The following is a 16034-nucleotide window of genomic DNA, read 5'->3' on the forward strand; positions in this document are numbered from 1 at the left end:
TTGCCCCCGGTTTTAGTGTGTATCGCTTTTCGATACACAGAGAACACAATTTGTGTTCGCCGAAACCGACGAGATATCGATGATCCGCCTTGCCCCCTCCGTCCGCCTTCTTCCCATTCTTGCCGTTCTCTACGCTGCCGGTCCGGGCGCCATTGTCTCAGCCGATGCTGCGGCGAAGACGACGCTCAATCTCGGCATGGGCGTGGAACCGACCGGGCTCGACCCCACCATCGCGGCGCCTGTGGCAATCGGCCAGGTGACGTGGCAGAACGTCTTCGAAGGCCTCGTCTCGATCGACGAGAGCGGCAAGGTGCAGCCGCAGCTCGCCAGGAGCTGGAACGTGTCTGCAGATGGCCTGACATACACATTCAAGCTGCAGAGCGGCGTTAGCTTCCACGATGGCGAAATCTTCGACGCGGCTGCGGCGAAATTCGCGCTCGATCGTGCACGTGGCAAGGACTCGGTCAATCCGCAGAAGCGCTTCTTCGCCTCGATCGCGTCGATCGATACGCCGGATGCCGAAACGCTGGTCCTGCATCTGTCTGCACCCACTGGAAGCCTGCTCTACTGGCTCGGCTGGCCGGCATCGGTGATGGTCGCCCCGAAATCGGCCGGTAACGACAAGACCGTGCCTGTGGGCACTGGGCCATTCAAGTTCGTCAATTGGGCGAAAGGCGACAAGGTCGAGCTGGCGAAGAACGAGACCTACTGGAACAAGCAGGTTTCGGTGAAGCTCGACACGGTGACCTTCCGCTTCATCGCCGATCCGCAGGCGCAGGCCGCAGCCCTCAAGGCAGGCGACATCGATGCGATCCCGGAATTCGCCGCGCCGGAGCTGATGAGCTCATTCGATGGCGACCCGCGGCTGACGACGAAAATCGGCAACACCGAACTCAAGGTCATCGCCGGCATGAACAACGCCAGGAAGCCCTTTGACGACAAGCGGGTCCGCCAGGCGCTGATGATGGCGATCGACCGGCAGACGGTGATCGAAGGCGCGTGGTCCGGTCTGGGCACCGCGATCGGCAGTCACTACACGCCGAATGATCCCGGCTATCAGGACACGACGGGCGTGCTGGCCTACAACCCGGAAAAGGCCAAGGCGCTGCTTGCCGAAGCCGGCTATCCCGAAGGATTCAGCTTCACCATCAAGGTGCCGCAGATGGCCTATGCGCCGCGCAGCGCGCAGGTGATGCAGGCGATGTTCGCCGAAATCGGCGTGACGACGAACATCGAGCCGACGGAATTTCCGGCAAAATGGGTGCAGGATGTCATGAAGGACCGCGCCTTCGACATGACCATCGTCGCTCACGCCGAACCGATGGATATCGACATCTATTCGCGCGATCCCTACTACTTCAATTACAAGAACCCTGGCTTCAACGCCCTGATGACAAAGGTGCAGCAAACGGCGGACCCGGCCGAGCAGAACCGGATCTACGGCGAGGCCCAGAAAATCCTGGCAGAGGACGTGCCGGCGCTTTATCTCTTCGTGATGCCCAAGCTTGGCGTTTGGAACAAGAAGCTGACGGGCCTTTGGGAGAACGAGCCTATTCCGTCCAACGTTCTGACGAATGTTTCGTGGACGGAATAATCGGAGGTTCCTCGGCTGGATGCCGGATGATCAACGGGGATTGCGATAGCGTGGCGTCAGTGCACGAGCTTCATTCGCCGTCATTCCTATGCCTGTCACAAGGATTCGGCGCCCCCCGATCATGGGGCGCAGGAGAGCTTCTTTCTATGTTTCGATTCATTCACCGCGCCGACGCGCGGTGGCTGGACCGCTGTAACGAGCACAATGATGGGGGAGCGTGGAGAGCACGCGCAGCCCTTGCCAGCGTGGCCGTCGCATGATGCATCTGCTTGCCCGCCGCATCGCCGGTCTGGTGCTCACGCTGGCCATCGTCTCCTTCCTGATCTTTGCGGTCATGGACCTGTTGCCCGGCGATCCCGCCTCGATCATGCTGGGCACATCGGCAGCGCCTGACACACTTGCAGCCTTGCGCCATGAACTCGGGCTCGATCAGCCTCTGATCCTCCGCTACGGGTATTGGGCGGCCGGCGTTCTCAGCGGCGATCTCGGCCAATCCTATACCTATGGCGTTCCCGTTGCCGGGCTGATTGCCGAACGGCTGGCTGTCACCCTGCCGCTGGCAATCTTCGCGATCGCTCTCTCGGTGATGATCGCACTGCCGCTCGGCAGTTTTGCTGCGGTCCGGCGCGGCGGGATCGCCGACGTCGTCGCAACCCTGTTTTCGCAGATCAGCATCGCCGTTCCCGCTTTCTGGGTCGCCCTGCTGATGATCATTCTGTTTTCGACGTCGCTTGGGCTGATGCCGGCTGGTGGTTTCCCGGGATGGGGAAATGGCATCTGGCCAGCACTGCAGGCGCTCGTGATGCCCGCCGTGGCACTCGCCTTGCCGCAGGCCGGCGTGCTGACACGGGTGACACGATCGGCGGTGCTCGACGTGCTGCACCAGGATTTTTCGCGCACGGCAACGGCCAAGGGGCTTTCGTCTGCTGCCGTGCTGTGGCGGCATGCGGTGCCGAATGCGCTGTTGCCCGTCATGACAATCCTCGGGCTGCAGTTTACCTTTCTGGTCGCGGGGGCAGTGCTGGTCGAAAACGTCTTCAATCTTCCCGGTCTCGGACGCCTGGCGCTGCAGGCGCTGGCGCAGCGCGACATCATCGTCATGCAGGACGTCGTGCTGTTCTTTGCGGCGCTAGTGATCGTCATGAATTTCGTCGTCGACATGTCCTATCTGGCGATCGACCCGCGGCTGCGGAGGGCGGCGTGATGGCAAACATCTCTGCGGGCACCATGTTGCCGGTCAGAAAAATTAGCCGGCAAATTACATTGTCTACAGGCGCGCTGATTGTTGGCGCACTGCTGGCCGTCGCTGTCATCTCGCTGTTCTGGACGCCGCTGCCGCCGGCGAAGATGCAGATCGTCCACAAGCTTCAGCCGCCGCTCGCCTATGGTTTGCTCGGCACGGACCAGTTCGGGCGCGACGTGCTGTCGATGCTGATGGCCGGGTGCTGGAATTCTTTATCGATCGCCCTCACTTCCGTTGCGATCGGCGGCGCGATCGGCTCGATCATCGGCATTTCGGCCGCAGCGATCAGGGGCATTTTCGAAGCCCTGCTGATGCGGGCTTGCGACGTGATTTTCGCGCTGCCCCCGATCCTATCGGCGATGATCCTCGGCGCGTTTCTCGGAACCGGGCGCTTCACGGCGATCATTGCGATTGCCGTCTTCATGATCCCGGTCTTCGCGCGCATGACGCTGGCGACCGCGCTGCAGGCCTGGAGCCGCGATTATGTGCTGGCGGCACAGGCGATCGGCAACAGCCGCCTGACGATCTCATTGCGGCATGTGGCGCCCAACATCATGAGCCAGATCATCGTGCAGGCGACCATTCAGCTGGGATTGGCGATCCTGACAGAGGCGGGCCTCAGCTTTCTTGGCCTCGGCATGGCGCCGCCTGCGCCGACCTGGGGGCGCATGCTGGCGGATTCGCAGACCTTCATGGGGGCGGCACCGTGGCTCGCAATCCTGCCCGGCCTGGCGATTGCGCTTGCCGTTCTTGGCTTCAACCTGCTCGGCGATGGTCTCAGGGACTGGCTGGACCCGCGGCAGCGTTAGAACGGGCGGCGATAGCCGTTTGGCTGCTCATAGAGCCAGCCGATGCGCTCGACTGCTTCCTCGAAATTTTCTCGGGCGACGGTCATGGTGTGACCATTGGCATGGATGATGGTTTCCGCATCCTCCATGACAGCCACATGCCCCTTCCAGAACACCAGATCGCCGCGGCGAAGCTCGGAGCGGTCGATCGGTGTGCCGAGGCCTGCTGCCTGCATGTCGGTATCGCGCGGCGCGGCGCGGCCGGTCATCAGCAGCGACAGCTGGACGAGGCCGGAACAATCGATCCCGAGGCCGGAGCGCCCGCCCCAGAGATAAGGCGTGTTCAGGAACTGCAGGGCGATCTCGACATAGTCGATATCCTTGCCCGAGCCGATCGGCTGCAGATGCTTCGAGAAGATAGCCGTGCCATCGGCAAGCAGGTGATAGTGATTTCCCCTGGCTTCCGCCTCGCCGGTAATGTGCACGCGGCTGCCCATGGACAGGACCGACCGGTAGGGTTTGCGAAGCTCAGGCTCCTGATAGACGAAGGTCCGCTGGACGTTGACCACATGCGTGGGCTCGGAAGCCGCCGTTGTCAGCATCTCTTCCGGCATGTAGCCGACATAGCCATCGGACGCCGCCTTCAGCCAGCACCAGCCGCCGGAGCGCTCGAAGATCGTCACGTCTTCGCCCATCAGCAGTTCGGTATCGATACCGCGCGCGAGATCGGCAACCGGGCGAAGCGGCGCGACCGGAACGGCGACACGTGCCGGAGAGCCTGAGACGAAGCGCGCGGCCTCGACCTTGCCCTCAAGCGAGGCATCGGCGAGATCCGGCCTGTGGGCATTGAGACGCCGGTCGAGCATGGTCATGACAGTCCCTTCAAGGCGAAAGCTTGCGGCCCTGCTCGCGCACGAGATCGCCCAGCTTTTCAAGATAGAGCGCACCGCCGACGGTGCGCTTGATGATGACATTACGCCGATCCGCGTCGTCGCGCACCCTGTCGACCAGCCCCATTTCACCCATCGTATCCAGGGCGCGGGTGATGACCGGCTTGGTCACCTCAAGCGTGGCAGCAAGACCGCGAACGGTGTGTGGTGGCGGCACGAGGTAGATGTGCAGAAGGATGGCCATCTGCCGAAGCGTCAGGTCGCGATTATCATGGCGCACCTGATCGAGGGCGACGCCATGCCAAAGCCCCAATGCCTGCGAGGCAGTCAGTTCGATCGGCACAGGCCCTCCGGAGATCGTTACGCTAACGTTCCTATTGTCCGCAGCGAGGACACATACGCAAGAGGCGGCAGAATCTGCCGCCTCTCAAGGTGAATAAAATTTTAACGATCGCCTCAGAAGCTCTGGCGGATATGGTGATAAAGCGCGCGGATCGCCTGCGCCTCGCCGCCGCCCGGGGAATGCGCCCGTTCCGATGGCGCCCAGCCATAGATGTCGAAATGGGCCCAGCTCTTCGTCTTGCTGACGAAACGTTTCAGGAAGAGAGCCGCGGTGATGGCACCTGCCATCCCGCCTGCCGGCGCGTTGGTGATGTCGGCGAGCTTCGAACGGATATCCTTGTCGTAGCCCATATAGAGCGGCAGGCGCCAGAGCGGGTCGTCCGTCTCCAGGCTCGCCTCAGTCAGGTCATGTGCCAGGCTCGCATCATCCGTAAAGAAAGGCGGCAGATCGGGACCGAGGGCGACACGGGCAGCACCGGTCAGCGTCGCCATGTCGATCAGCAAATCCGGGGACTCTTCGTCGGCATAGGTCAGCGCATCGGCGAGGATCAGGCGGCCTTCCGCATCGGTATTGTCGATCTGGACGGTCAGGCCCTTGCGGCTCTTGTAGATATCGCCAGGGCGGAAGGCGTTGGCGGAGATCGAGTTTTCGACAACAGGAATGATGACGCGCAGATCGACCTTCAGCTTGGCGTCCATGATCATCAGCGCCAGACCCATGACGTTTGCAGCGCCGCCCATGTCCTTCTTCATCAGCAGCATGGAGGAAGATGGCTTGATGTCGAGGCCGCCGGTATCGAAGCAGACGCCCTTGCCAACCAGCGTGACCTTGCGATGGCCCTTCTTGCCCCAGCGCAGCTCCAGAAGGCGCGGCGCATCGGCGCTGGCGCGGCCGACGGTATGAACCAGCGGAAAATTCTCCTTCAGCAGGTCATCGCCGATGATGACGGACATTTCCGCCTTGTAGTGCTCGGCAAGGCCGCGGAAAGCTGCCTCAAGCTGCTCCGGTCCCATGTCGTTGGTCGGCGTGTTGATCAGGTCGCGGGCGAGGAACACGCCGGCAAGCTGACGCTTGATATCGGCGGCATCGGCATCACGCGGGATCATCAGTGTCGCGGCGGCCGGCTTTTCGGAGCGGTAACGATCGAAGCGGTAGCTGCCGAGGCCGAAGCCAAGCGCCAGGCGATTGGCCGTCAGCGGCGCGGTTTCGATATGCCAGTCGCCAGCCGGCAGCGAGCGCGCCAGCTTGCCGGTGATGTATGGCTGTTCGGAAGGATTCGTGCCGAGACCGAAGAGCGCGCCGCCGAGATGGCCTTCGGCCGTCGGGATCAACAGCAGAGAGCCGCTTTCGGCACGATAGCCGGCCTTCTTTGCCCAATCGAGAGCGATCGGATCGATGGTGCCGGTTTCGATATGGGCAGGCGTCACTGCGAAAATCGGGAGTGTCGAGCCGCCCTTGTTGTTGAAAGGCGTCGGTCTCTCGATAAATTGATAGGGGGCCATTGGAGTCCTTCGGCGGTATCCGGAATCGTTTCTTAACGGTCTGTTAGGGTTAACAGACTATTGCTGGAGCGAAGATTGCGTCACACCTTTCCCTGTTCCGATTAGAGGTCAGGCGCCTGTTTCTGAATTCAGGAAAGCGCGATGCCTCGTTTGGCCACCACTTCGCTCAAGACCCGTCTCCTGCAGGGTGCCGTTGTGGCGCTGGTCGGCCTGACGCTCGCCGGCTGCGCAACAACCAAAGACAAGATGACCACCGGATCGATCCCCGCTTCTGCGAAGCCGGTCGAGACGATGGACCTCAACGAAATGCGGTCTGCCACCGAGCGTGCCGGACAGATATACGAGAAAAACCCGCGCGATCCAACCAATGGCGTCTATTATGCGAGCTTGCTGCGCTCGGCCGGACGTGACGCGCAGGCGCTGGCCGTCATGCAGCAGGTGGCGATTTCCAATCCGAGCGACCGCAACGTTCTGGCCGCCTACGGCAAGGCGCAGGCGGCGGCCGGACAGCTTCAGCAGGCGCTCGACACCATCAGCCGCGCGCAGACGCCCGACCGGCCCGACTGGAAGCTGGTTTCAGCCCAAGGCGCAATCCTCGACCAGATGGGCAAGGCCAGCGAAGCACGGGCGCGCTATCGCGACGCGCTGGATATCATGCCGAATGAACCCTCGGTTCTTTCCAATCTCGGCATGTCCTATGTACTGACGGGCGATCTTCGCACGGCGGAAACCTACATGCGGCAGGCGGCAGGCCAGCCCACCGCCGATAGCCGCGTCCGCCAGAACCTGGCGCTCGTCGTCGGCCTGCAAGGACGCTTCGCGGAAGCCGAGCAGATTGCTAGGCGCGAACTCTCCCCTCAGCAAGCCGACGCCAATGTCGCCTATCTGCGCTCGATGCTCTCGCAGCAGAATTCCTGGCAGAAGCTGGCTTCCAAGGATAGCCAGGCGGCGAACAACACCAACTGATCCGGCGATTCTCTATCTCAACATCACGCCCGCATAAATCAGGCGCAGGCCGAGGCCACCCATCACGAAGCCGGCGGCACGGTCGATCCATGCCTTTGCCGCCAGATAGGCCTGACGCGGTCTGCGGGCCGAAAAGGCCAGCGCGACCACGGTGTACCAACCCGTCTCGATGGCGAAAATTCCGATCGGCAAGCCGACGGCGACGGCGAGCGGAACGGACTTCGGCAGAAAAGCTGCGAAAATGCTGGCGTAGACGACAATGGTCTTCGGGTTGCTGAGCTGCGTCAAAAGTGCCGTCGAGAAGCTGCGCCGGAGTGACGAGCGGCCCTCGGCAACGCCTGTCACCTCAAGCGGTTCCGCGGCACCCTGCCAGATGCGGTAGGCGATATAGACGAGATAGGCGCCGCCTGCGATCTTCAGTACGAGATAAAGCCACGAGAACTGTGTCAGCAACGCGGTCAATCCGGCGAGCGCAAGCGCGCTGAAGATGACGCCGCCGATGCCCATGCCCAGGGCGGCGCAGAGGCCGTCGAAGCGCGATCGGGAAATGGCGATCCGGGAAACGACGACAAAACTCGGACCGGGGCTCATTGCCCCGATAAGCATGGCCGCGAAAATACTGGCGAGAATGGCAGCAGATGACATGAGAGCTCCTTGGTGACCGAAGAGCGCGATAGCGGCTCTTCCGGTCGATCAGGCTCCATGGCTAGACGGGTTGGCCGCGCTCTTCAAGCGCCTCAGAAGCGATCGGCGACCTGGATGCCGGCTGGTCCAAGGATGACGGCGACCAGAACCGGCAGAAAGAACAGGATCATCGGCACCGTCAGCTTCGGCGGCAGAGCGGCTGCCTTCTTTTCGGCCTCGTTCATACGCTCGTCGCGGCCTTCCTGGGCAAGAACACGAAGCGCCTGCGAGATCGGCGTGCCGTAACGGTCGGCCTGGATCAGGGCTGCCGTGACCGAACGGACGATGTCGATCTGCGTTCGAGTGCCGAGGTTTTCGAGCGCCTGACGGCGATCGGGCAGGAAGGACAGCTCGGCATTCGTCAGGACCATTTCCTCGGCGAGCGCTGGCGATTGTTCTCCCAGTTCTTCCGAGACGCGGCGCATCGCAGCTTCGATCGAGATCCCCGATTCAACGCAGATCAGCATCAGATCGAGTGCATCCGGCCAGGCGCGCTTGATCGAGTGCTGACGCTTGCCCATGCGGTTGGAGATAAAGATATTTGGTGCGTAGAAACCAATGTAGGAGATTCCGATAACCGTCAGCAGTCTGATCGGAAATGGTTTTTCGATCATGTAGCCAAGGCCGAAAATGTAAAATACGGCAACCCCGAGGAAGAGAAACGGCAACAGAAATCGCGCAACGAGGAACATGTTGAGCGCGTTCTCAGAACGATAGCCAGCGGCCTTCAGCTTGTTCATCGTATTTTCATCGACCAAAGCTTTTCGCAAATTGAAGCGTTCGACGATCTGGCGAACTGAGTGGTTGTTCTGGGCTCTTAGTGATGCCTTGTTTGCTGCCGTTTCAGAATTCATGCGGGCGCGCTCACGGGCGCGCATCTGGTCACGCTCGGTCGATACGGCCCGCATTCTCTTGTTCAGATCACCGCGCTCAAAAAACGGCACTGCGATCGTGTAAAGCGTTGCAAATACGGCGATCGCGACGAACAAGGCGACCAGCGTCGCCGGATCCGTGAGCCCTGATGCAAGTTCCGAAGACATGGCTTGCGCTCCCGTTAGATGTCAAAACTGACCATGTTGCGCATCACATAGATGCCGATCGACATCCAGACTGCGGACAGACCCATGATCAAGTGACCTCTGGGGTCAGTGAAAAGGATGAGCATGTACTGAGGCGACGTCATGTAAACGAGCGTCGCGACGATAAACGGAAGAGCACCGATGATACAGGCTGACGCCTTGGCTTCCATAGACAAAGCCTTGACCTTGGCTTTCATCTTTTTGCGGTCGCGCAACACCTTGGAGAGGTTGCCGATCGCTTCCGATAGGTTGCCGCCGGCTTGTGACTGGATGGCGATGACGATTGCGAAAAAACTAACTTCCTGCAGCGGCATGTAATTGGTCATACGCGAGCAGGCATCGGGAATGCTAAGACCGATCTGCTGCGATTCGACGACGCGGCGAAATTCACTCTTGACCGGATCCCGGCCTTCGTTGGCAATCAGCCGGATCGCATCGTTCAGCGGCAGACCCGACTTGATCGAGCGGACGATAACGTCCAGCGCATTCGGAAACTCGTCCAGAAACTTATTCTGACGGCGCTTGATAAGAAAACCAAGAATCCAGCGCGGCAAGCCAAGACCTGCAACTACAGGAGCGGCCAGTGTCAGCATCGTGGGAGCGCCTGCAATGAAGGCGATCAACATCAGGAAAAAGCCGAAGCCTGCGCTGAACATGTAGAATTTCGCCGGGGTGATGGAAAATCCAGCCTGCGTCAGACGCGATTTCAGAGAGAGCTTGCGCTTGTGGTTTTCCTGCTGCCGCTTCTCGAGATCCTTCAGATTGTCCTGCACCGACTTGCGGCGTTTGGACATTTCCTGAACGCGATCGCGCGCCGCTTTGACGTTTGACCGATCCGTTTCGGCCGAACCGACGCGACTGATGCGGCTCGCGGCCTTTTTCTCGGTCTCCATGCTGGTGAAGAGAAAGCTGTAGCAAACGGCCCCCGCAGCGATGGCCACGAGGAGAATGATGCCAAGGACGATGGGATCAAGACCAAACATCACGCCCCCTTCGACTTCGTTTCCATTTCGTCAAGGGCTGCGGCCAGGCGCTTCTCTTCGTTGTAATAGCGGGCGCGATCCCAGAAGTTCGGCTTGCCGATGCCCGTGGACATGTGACGGCCAATCAACCGGCCTGCAGCATCTTCGCCATCGATCTCGTAGCGCATCAGGTCCTGGGTGATGATCACATCGCCTTCCATACCGATCACCTCGGTGATCGCCGTGATGCGGCGCGAACCATCGCGAAGGCGGGCCGCCTGAACGATGACATCGATCGATCCGGCGATGATTTCGCGGACGGTCTTTGCCGGCAGGCTGAAGCCGCCCATGGCAATCATCGATTCGATACGGCTCAGGCATTCACGCGGCGAGTTCGAGTGGATCGTTCCCATCGAGCCGTCATGGCCAGTGTTCATCGCCTGCAGAAGGTCGAACACTTCAGGTCCACGCACTTCGCCGACGATGATGCGTTCAGGGCGCATACGCAGGCAGTTCTTGACCAGGTCGCGCATGGTGATCTCGCCTTCGCCTTCGATATTAGGCGGGCGGGTTTCGAGACGCACGACATGCGGCTGCTGAAGCTGCAATTCGGCCGTGTCTTCGCAGGTGATGACACGCTCATCGCGGTCGATATAGTTCGTCAAACAATTGAGAAGTGTCGTCTTGCCGGAGCCGGTACCGCCCGAAATGACAACATTGCACCGGACGCGGCCGATGATCTGCAGCAGAGTTGCGCCCTCGGGCGTGATTGCGCCGAAGCGGACCAGCTGATCGAGCGTCAGCTTGTCTTTCTTGAACTTACGAATCGTCAGTGCCGGGCCATCGATTGCCAACGGCGGCGCGATGACGTTGACGCGCGAGCCATCGGGAAGACGTGCGTCGCAGATCGGGCTCGATTCGTCGACGCGGCGGCCGACCTGGCTGACGATGCGCTGGCAGATCGACAGCAATTGGCCATTATCGCGGAATCGGATTTCCGATTCGATGGTCTTGCCGCCGACTTCGATGAAGGTCTTTCCGGCGCCATTGACCATGATGTCGGCAATGTCGTCGCGTGCGAGCAACGGCTCCAGCGGGCCGTAACCCAGGACGTCGTTGCAGATGTCCTCGAGCAGCTCTTCCTGCTCCGAGATCGACATCGCGAAATTCTTGATCGTGATGATGTCGTTGACGATATCGCGAATTTCTTCGCGGGCACTTTCGGCATCGAGTTTGGCAAGCTGAGACAGATCGATCGTATCGATCAGTGCGGAGAAGACCTGCGCTTTGGTGTCGTAATATTCGTCCGTGCGCGCCGGGCGGCGGCGCTGCGGTGTCTGCATCGGCGGCGGCGTTACCTGGGAGCGTGCGGGTTCGCGGTTCGGTTCGACGATGACGCTCGGAGAGGCCGACGGCGAAACAGCAGCGGCAACCGGCGGCGGCGGAGCTGCAACGCCGCCGGCCTTTCCGAAACCCTCATTTCCGCGTTTTCCGAACATGCCAGATTCCAATCTACACTTTTACGTCTGTCACTTGCCGCGCTTCAAAAGCCCGAGAAGGCTAGAGCGCTTCGCCTTCTTCATGGCGACACGGCCGGTGACGATATGGGCAACCTGCGAGAAGGTTTCTGCCGTGGGTGATTTCGCGTCCATTTCCGAGATCATCCGGCCACTGTTCGCAGCGTTTCCAAACAAGTTGATATCGAACGGAATGATTGCGATCGGGTCCGTTTCCAGTGGCTCGCAGAAATCCCCCGGGGTGATTTCCGGACGCTTGGGCATCCCGACCTGGTTGAGAATGAGATGCGGCGCCTTGTCATTGGGGCGTAGCTTGCGCAGAGCATCGAGCATATTCTTGGTGTTACGCAGGTTAGCCAGATCTGGCGCGGCGCAAATCACCACCTCATCGGCCGAGCCGAGAACGGAACGCGTCCACTCGGACCATGTATGCGGAACATCGAGCACGGTAATAGGTGCATTGCGCTGCAGCACATCGAGGACAGGCTGAAATGCCTGACCATCGAAGTCGTAGACCCGGTCGAGGAGAGACGGCGCCGCAAGCATCGACAGGTGCTCGGAGCATTTCGTCAACAGCCGGTCCAGGAAGACTTCGTCGAGCCTTTCAGGAGCGAAAACCGCCTCGGCGATCCCCAGCGTCGGATCTTGGTCGAAATTGATGTTGGCCGTTCCATAGGGAAGATCGAGATCGGCGAGGATCGTTTCCGTCGAGAACAGATTCGAGATGCCGAAGGCGCAGTTATGGGCGATCGTCGAGGCGCCAACGCCACCCTTAGCGCCGATGAATGCAATGCTCTTGCCAAGCGGCTCGGCGTCCGGATCGACAAAGATAGCCGCCATTGCCATCATCAAATCCGGCATTGCGACCGGCTGGACGATATATTCGGAGATCCCATTGCGGATCAGATCGCGATAAAGGGATATATCGTTGTAGTGACCGACGACGACAACCTTGGTCGATGGATCGCAAACGCTTGCCAGCGGCGCGAGCTCAGCCATGAGGTTTGCAGCATTGGCTCTGGTTTCAAGAATGATTAGATTCGGCGTCGGCGTGGTCTGAAACATGTTCGCGGCGGCCGCGATGCCACCACTGGTTATGCGCAGGCTGACCTTCGACATGCGGCGGTCGTTGCCGCAGCGTTCCATCGCGTCCTGGAGACCTTCGCTTTCGCAGAAGGCGTGAACCGAGATACGCGGAAGTGGTCGCATATTCTCGAGCTCCGCCATACGGACCGCTTCCTCCGCGTTGCGAAGCTCGGTCGTGTTCTTGATCTCGTAGTCGACTGCGCTCATTGGATCAGTTCCGCATTAGAAGTCAGAGCTACCGTTCGTCTCGATAGCCGTGCGATAGGTGCGATATTCGGTGATAGCGTCGTTACGCCGTGCCGCGTCGATCGGTGTCATGCCGCGGGGCGCGATGAAATCTTCCGGATTGGCGACCTGGGCAGCCAGATTGTTCTGATAGGCGCAACCGAAATTGTAGTAATTCTGGTTGTCGAAGCCGCCTCCGATATCCTTTGGCCACTGGCCGCATTGGGTCGTGACGGCCGTGGTCCCGGTGAAGGTCAGACGGATCGGGGCTGCATCGCCGCCGCCTGCGGCCGCATAGGACGCATAGACGATCTTCGACGTGGGGATACCGCGCGAGGCGAGTTCGGCACGTACCTGCCCGCGAACCTGGCTGACGGCAAACGCATTTGCGGAACCCTGCGGTGACATCAGATAGACAGGACCGGATGCGCGCGAAGTGTAGGTAGCCGCAAAGCCCCGGATCAGATCTCGCTGAGCAATCGTCAGACGGCGGTCCGTGGTCGCGACCGGAATGTCGACGGCCTGTTCGGCTTCGGTAACGACGATGGGATGACGCTGGCGATAGTCATCCGGGATGCCGCCGGTGGTCAGATTGTCACGCGGAGCGGCGCAGCTTGTCAGCGCGGCCGCAGCGAGCAGAGCGGCCGCTGCCAGCAACTTCGATGCGCTTCCTTTGATCTTCGTCATATCGGCCACCGCCTGATTGGGCTTCGTCATGATTGTGTCCCGCCGCATCGTTTTCATTTGTAGATAAACCCAATGGAGCCATGGAACTGAGCGTCGGCAACGGGCGCCTCGCGGCCGCCGTAGACCTTATTCACCCGGTTCATGAAGAAGGCCTGGCCATCATTTTCCGGGCTGAAATTGTCGTCGGGACGGTTGAGCAGATTGCGAGCAACCGGACGCACGAGATAGGGCGTCGCGATAATGACAAGCTCGGTTTCCTCACGCTGGACGCTGCGCTGGCGGAACAAGGTGCCGAGAAGCGGGATCTTGTTGACCCCGGGCGTGCCATTCGACGTCTGTGAGACATTATCGCGGATTAGGCCGGCAAGCGCGATCGATCCGCCCGAGGGCAGCTCAACGGAGGTTTCGGCAGAGCGGCGCTGGTATGTGGGTACCGATCCGCTTACTGATGGTGCAGGCTCGGAAACATTCGTCTTGATTTCCAAGCTGATACGTCCTGATGACAGGACGACAGGCTTGAACGCCAAATTGATACCGTAGTTGTAAGGAACCACGGTAACATTGCCGTCGTTGTCGGTCGTGGAATACAGGACCTGACCACCGGAATTGAAAGTCGCTGCCTGGCCCGAGATCGCCGTCAATGTTGGTTCAGCGAGGGTTCTCACAACCTTCGCCTGTTCGAGGGCATTTAGATAGGTCGATATATCGTATTTGCCGATCGACGACTTGAACAACGCGGCGAGGCCGCCTCCCAGAACGGCCGAGTTTCCATCCGGGACGGGCGAGCCCAGCCTAGCAACATTTAGGCCGGAGGCATTCGAGACGAGATTGTCAAACCCGATCTGCTTGAGGATCTCGCGGCGCACTTCGGCAATCGTCACCTTCAGTGTGACCTGATCCTCGCCCTGGATCTGCAGCAGGTTGACCACTTGCGACTGCTGCCGGGCTTCCGCGAACAACGCTACGTCGCCCTGCTGCGCGGTGCTGGAGGCGGTTTCCGTACGGGTGGTGGCTTCACCGCCCTTCAGAAAGGCCTGCGCCAGATCGGCAGCCTGGGTCGCGTCCTGTGGCGTACGGACCGTTCCCGTCAGAACAATGTTGTCCGAGACGATCTCGACATTGATATTCGAGTCCTGAATGAAGCGCTTGAGATTGGCTTCGAGACCGGAGACGTCGCGCTCAATCTCGATGTCGAGGCTAACGACTTCCTGACCGTCGCCGCCGAAAATGAAGATATTGGTCTGGCCGACCTTCTTGCCGAACAGATAGATACGGCGCGACGTGCGCGTGACGGCGTCGGCCATCGACGGATCGGAGACGAGGATATCGTGCGCATCCTCAGGCAGGTCGATGACAACCGCCTTGTTGAGGCCGATCTTGAGACGGCGATGTGCTCCGGGCCCCGTCTGCGAGATGCGGACAATACCATCGGAATCAGCAAATGCGCTTGAAGCGCCAAGAATTGGTGCAATGAAACCTGGCGTCAGGCCCGTAACGGCTGTGGTCAGCGACAGGAAACCGGTGAGCAGAAGTCTGGTGCGCCGCATTGTCTTGGTCATCTCAACGTCCTCATTCTGCCTTGGGCGCACTGCTGTCGGTAACGATCGATCCAGACTTGATGACCTGAACCAAGGCGTTTCCGTTGTCGCCGCTCAGGAGATAGTCAGCGGCGCTCGTATCCTGATCCTGCGCGTCGGCAATCGAGCGCAACGCCAGCGAAAGCCGGTCCGCCATCTGCTGCGCAACGACGAGGACCTTCGTCTGATCGGGGGTGAGCTCAAGCGTGGCAGTCGTACCGACGACGGCCTTGGAGCCATCGTCCTTTTCCTGGATCTGCTGGTCGATCGCGAGAACACGAACGTTGCTCAGGACAGTCTCGGTTATGAACTTCTCGGCACCCGTTCCCTTGCGAACCATGATCACGTCAACGCGGTCATTGGGGAGGATGAAGCCGCCCGCCCCTGTCGCAACCGAGATCTCGGTCGCGACAGCCCGCTTGCCGGCGGGCAGCAGAGCCGAAAGAATGCGGCTGTTGGAATCGGCGACCTTTTCAGGCCGGATCGGTTCGCCTTCGAATATCGGCAGTCGGACGACGGCGCCCTGCAGCTCCTTCAGAGCATCGGGCTTGTCCGCTTCTGTGATGAAGCCCTGCACGACGCCGCCCTGTGGCCAGGGCATCCAGTGCACGGCTTTATCATCGATGCGGGCGCCGACGGGAAGATTTGAGCTGGAGACGAGAACATTGACCGTCGGCTCTTTCTCGACGACCGACTGAACCTGGGTGACGACACCACCGCGTCCAGCGAGCTTCATCGCCAAAAGGCCGGCCAGGCCGGCGGCGACAACGGCCACTGAAAGTATGAGAAGACGCGCGGGCTTCATCGATCATTCCTCGAAACGATGCATATTCGTCCCGCAGAATGGTCAGGAATTGGTATAATTATAGTTAACGGAAGCCTTACATTTTA

The 16034-nt window shown here is 60.3% G+C and carries 15 protein-coding genes; 4 read left to right on the top strand and 11 right to left on the bottom strand.

Annotation, left to right across the window (positions count from 1 at the left end):
* Positions 1-79 precede the first annotated feature (79 nt).
* The 3 genes from AC1DIJ_RS11215 (at position 80) to AC1DIJ_RS11225 (ending at position 3646) form a co-directional block, all read left to right on the top strand.
* Complete coding sequence (locus AC1DIJ_RS11215) at positions 80-1594, top strand: ABC transporter substrate-binding protein (RefSeq protein WP_112385379.1); 1515 nt, start codon at positions 80-82, stop codon at positions 1592-1594.
* 256 nt (positions 1595-1850) lie between these two features.
* On the top strand, positions 1851-2798 hold the full coding sequence (locus AC1DIJ_RS11220; protein WP_112385108.1) for an ABC transporter permease: 948 nt from the start codon (positions 1851-1853) through the stop codon (positions 2796-2798).
* 23 nt (positions 2799-2821) lie between these two features.
* The gene (locus AC1DIJ_RS11225; protein WP_477831407.1) at positions 2822-3646 is read left to right on the top strand and encodes an ABC transporter permease; all 825 of its coding nucleotides are present in this window, start codon (positions 2822-2824) and stop codon (positions 3644-3646) included.
* Here AC1DIJ_RS11225 and AC1DIJ_RS11230 read toward each other — a convergent pair.
* From AC1DIJ_RS11230 to AC1DIJ_RS11240, 3 genes are all read right to left on the bottom strand, one after another.
* Complete coding sequence (locus AC1DIJ_RS11230; RefSeq protein WP_112385106.1) at positions 3643-4497, bottom strand: C40 family peptidase; 855 nt, start codon at positions 4495-4497, stop codon at positions 3643-3645. The two genes, AC1DIJ_RS11225 and AC1DIJ_RS11230, sit on opposite strands and share 4 nt — an antisense overlap.
* 10 nt (positions 4498-4507) lie before the next feature.
* A complete protein-coding gene (locus AC1DIJ_RS11235; RefSeq protein WP_112385105.1) occupies positions 4508-4858 on the bottom strand; it encodes a MarR family transcriptional regulator in 351 nt (116 codons plus the stop codon).
* 113 nt (positions 4859-4971) lie between these two features.
* Positions 4972-6360, bottom strand: coding sequence for a leucyl aminopeptidase family protein (locus tag AC1DIJ_RS11240; protein ID WP_112385104.1), 1389 nt, complete (start codon positions 6358-6360; stop codon positions 4972-4974).
* A 141-nt stretch (positions 6361-6501) separates the two neighbouring features.
* On the opposite strand from AC1DIJ_RS11240, the gene AC1DIJ_RS11245 reads away from it, so the two are divergent.
* A complete protein-coding gene (locus AC1DIJ_RS11245; RefSeq protein WP_112444455.1) occupies positions 6502-7326 on the top strand; it encodes a tetratricopeptide repeat protein in 825 nt (274 codons plus the stop codon).
* A 12-nt stretch (positions 7327-7338) separates the two neighbouring features.
* Here AC1DIJ_RS11245 and AC1DIJ_RS11250 read toward each other — a convergent pair whose 3' ends face one another.
* The 8 genes from AC1DIJ_RS11250 to cpaB form a co-directional block, all read right to left on the bottom strand.
* The gene (locus AC1DIJ_RS11250; protein WP_112385102.1) at positions 7339-7971 is read right to left on the bottom strand and encodes a LysE family translocator; all 633 of its coding nucleotides are present in this window, start codon (positions 7969-7971) and stop codon (positions 7339-7341) included.
* 92 nt (positions 7972-8063) lie between these two features.
* Positions 8064-9050 carry a type II secretion system F family protein gene (locus tag AC1DIJ_RS11255; protein ID WP_112385101.1) on the bottom strand — a complete coding sequence of 329 codons (987 nt, stop codon included), beginning with the start codon at positions 9048-9050 and terminating at the stop codon, positions 8064-8066.
* A gap of 14 nt (positions 9051-9064) precedes the next feature.
* Complete coding sequence (locus AC1DIJ_RS11260) at positions 9065-10072, bottom strand: type II secretion system F family protein (RefSeq protein WP_112385100.1); 1008 nt, start codon at positions 10070-10072, stop codon at positions 9065-9067.
* Positions 10072-11550, bottom strand: coding sequence for a TadA family conjugal transfer-associated ATPase (locus AC1DIJ_RS11265; RefSeq protein ID WP_112385099.1), 1479 nt, complete (start codon positions 11548-11550; stop codon positions 10072-10074). Before AC1DIJ_RS11265 ends, AC1DIJ_RS11260 begins: the two co-directional genes overlap by 1 nt.
* A 30-nt stretch (positions 11551-11580) precedes the next feature.
* Positions 11581-12861 (bottom strand): CpaE/TadZ family protein, encoded by a 1281-nt coding sequence (locus tag AC1DIJ_RS11270; protein WP_112385098.1) that lies wholly within the window; start codon positions 12859-12861, stop codon positions 11581-11583.
* Positions 12862-12876: 15 nt separating this feature from the next.
* Positions 12877-13596 carry a CpaD family pilus assembly protein gene (locus AC1DIJ_RS11275; protein ID WP_112385097.1) on the bottom strand — a complete coding sequence of 240 codons (720 nt, stop codon included), beginning with the start codon at positions 13594-13596 and terminating at the stop codon, positions 12877-12879.
* A gap of 23 nt (positions 13597-13619) precedes the next feature.
* Entirely contained in the window at positions 13620-15125 is a 1506-nt protein-coding gene (locus tag AC1DIJ_RS11280) for a type II and III secretion system protein family protein (protein WP_112385096.1), read from the bottom strand.
* 10 nt (positions 15126-15135) lie between these two features.
* Positions 15136-15948, bottom strand: a complete 813-nt coding sequence (gene cpaB, locus AC1DIJ_RS11285; protein ID WP_112385095.1) for a Flp pilus assembly protein CpaB — start codon at positions 15946-15948, stop codon at positions 15136-15138.
* Positions 15949-16034 lie beyond the last annotated feature (86 nt).

It is taken from the genome of Rhizobium sp. 10N427 (genome assembly GCF_056394605.1).

What these genes read in the sequence shown, in the direction of transcription:
- AC1DIJ_RS11240 (WP_112385104.1), bottom strand. Translation starts at nt 6,360, where the DNA reads ATGGCCCCCTATCAATTTATCGAGAGACCGACGCCTTTCAACAACAAG.
- AC1DIJ_RS11245 (WP_112444455.1), top strand. Translation starts at nt 6,502, where the DNA reads ATGCCTCGTTTGGCCACCACTTCGCTCAAGACCCGTCTCCTGCAGGGT.
- AC1DIJ_RS11270 (WP_112385098.1), bottom strand. Translation starts at nt 12,861, where the DNA reads ATGAGCGCAGTCGACTACGAGATCAAGAACACGACCGAGCTTCGCAAC.
- AC1DIJ_RS11265 (WP_112385099.1), bottom strand. Translation starts at nt 11,550, where the DNA reads ATGTTCGGAAAACGCGGAAATGAGGGTTTCGGAAAGGCCGGCGGCGTT.
- AC1DIJ_RS11215 (WP_112385379.1), top strand. Translation starts at nt 80, where the DNA reads ATGATCCGCCTTGCCCCCTCCGTCCGCCTTCTTCCCATTCTTGCCGTT.
- AC1DIJ_RS11275 (WP_112385097.1), bottom strand. Translation starts at nt 13,596, where the DNA reads ATGACGAAGCCCAATCAGGCGGTGGCCGATATGACGAAGATCAAAGGA.
- AC1DIJ_RS11255 (WP_112385101.1), bottom strand. Translation starts at nt 9,050, where the DNA reads ATGTCTTCGGAACTTGCATCAGGGCTCACGGATCCGGCGACGCTGGTC.
- AC1DIJ_RS11280 (WP_112385096.1), bottom strand. Translation starts at nt 15,125, where the DNA reads ATGACCAAGACAATGCGGCGCACCAGACTTCTGCTCACCGGTTTCCTG.
- AC1DIJ_RS11230 (WP_112385106.1), bottom strand. Translation starts at nt 4,497, where the DNA reads ATGACCATGCTCGACCGGCGTCTCAATGCCCACAGGCCGGATCTCGCC.
- cpaB (WP_112385095.1), bottom strand. Translation starts at nt 15,948, where the DNA reads ATGAAGCCCGCGCGTCTTCTCATACTTTCAGTGGCCGTTGTCGCCGCC.
- AC1DIJ_RS11250 (WP_112385102.1), bottom strand. Translation starts at nt 7,971, where the DNA reads ATGTCATCTGCTGCCATTCTCGCCAGTATTTTCGCGGCCATGCTTATC.
- AC1DIJ_RS11260 (WP_112385100.1), bottom strand. Translation starts at nt 10,072, where the DNA reads ATGTTTGGTCTTGATCCCATCGTCCTTGGCATCATTCTCCTCGTGGCC.
- AC1DIJ_RS11220 (WP_112385108.1), top strand. Translation starts at nt 1,851, where the DNA reads ATGATGCATCTGCTTGCCCGCCGCATCGCCGGTCTGGTGCTCACGCTG.
- AC1DIJ_RS11225 (WP_477831407.1), top strand. Translation starts at nt 2,822, where the DNA reads ATGTTGCCGGTCAGAAAAATTAGCCGGCAAATTACATTGTCTACAGGC.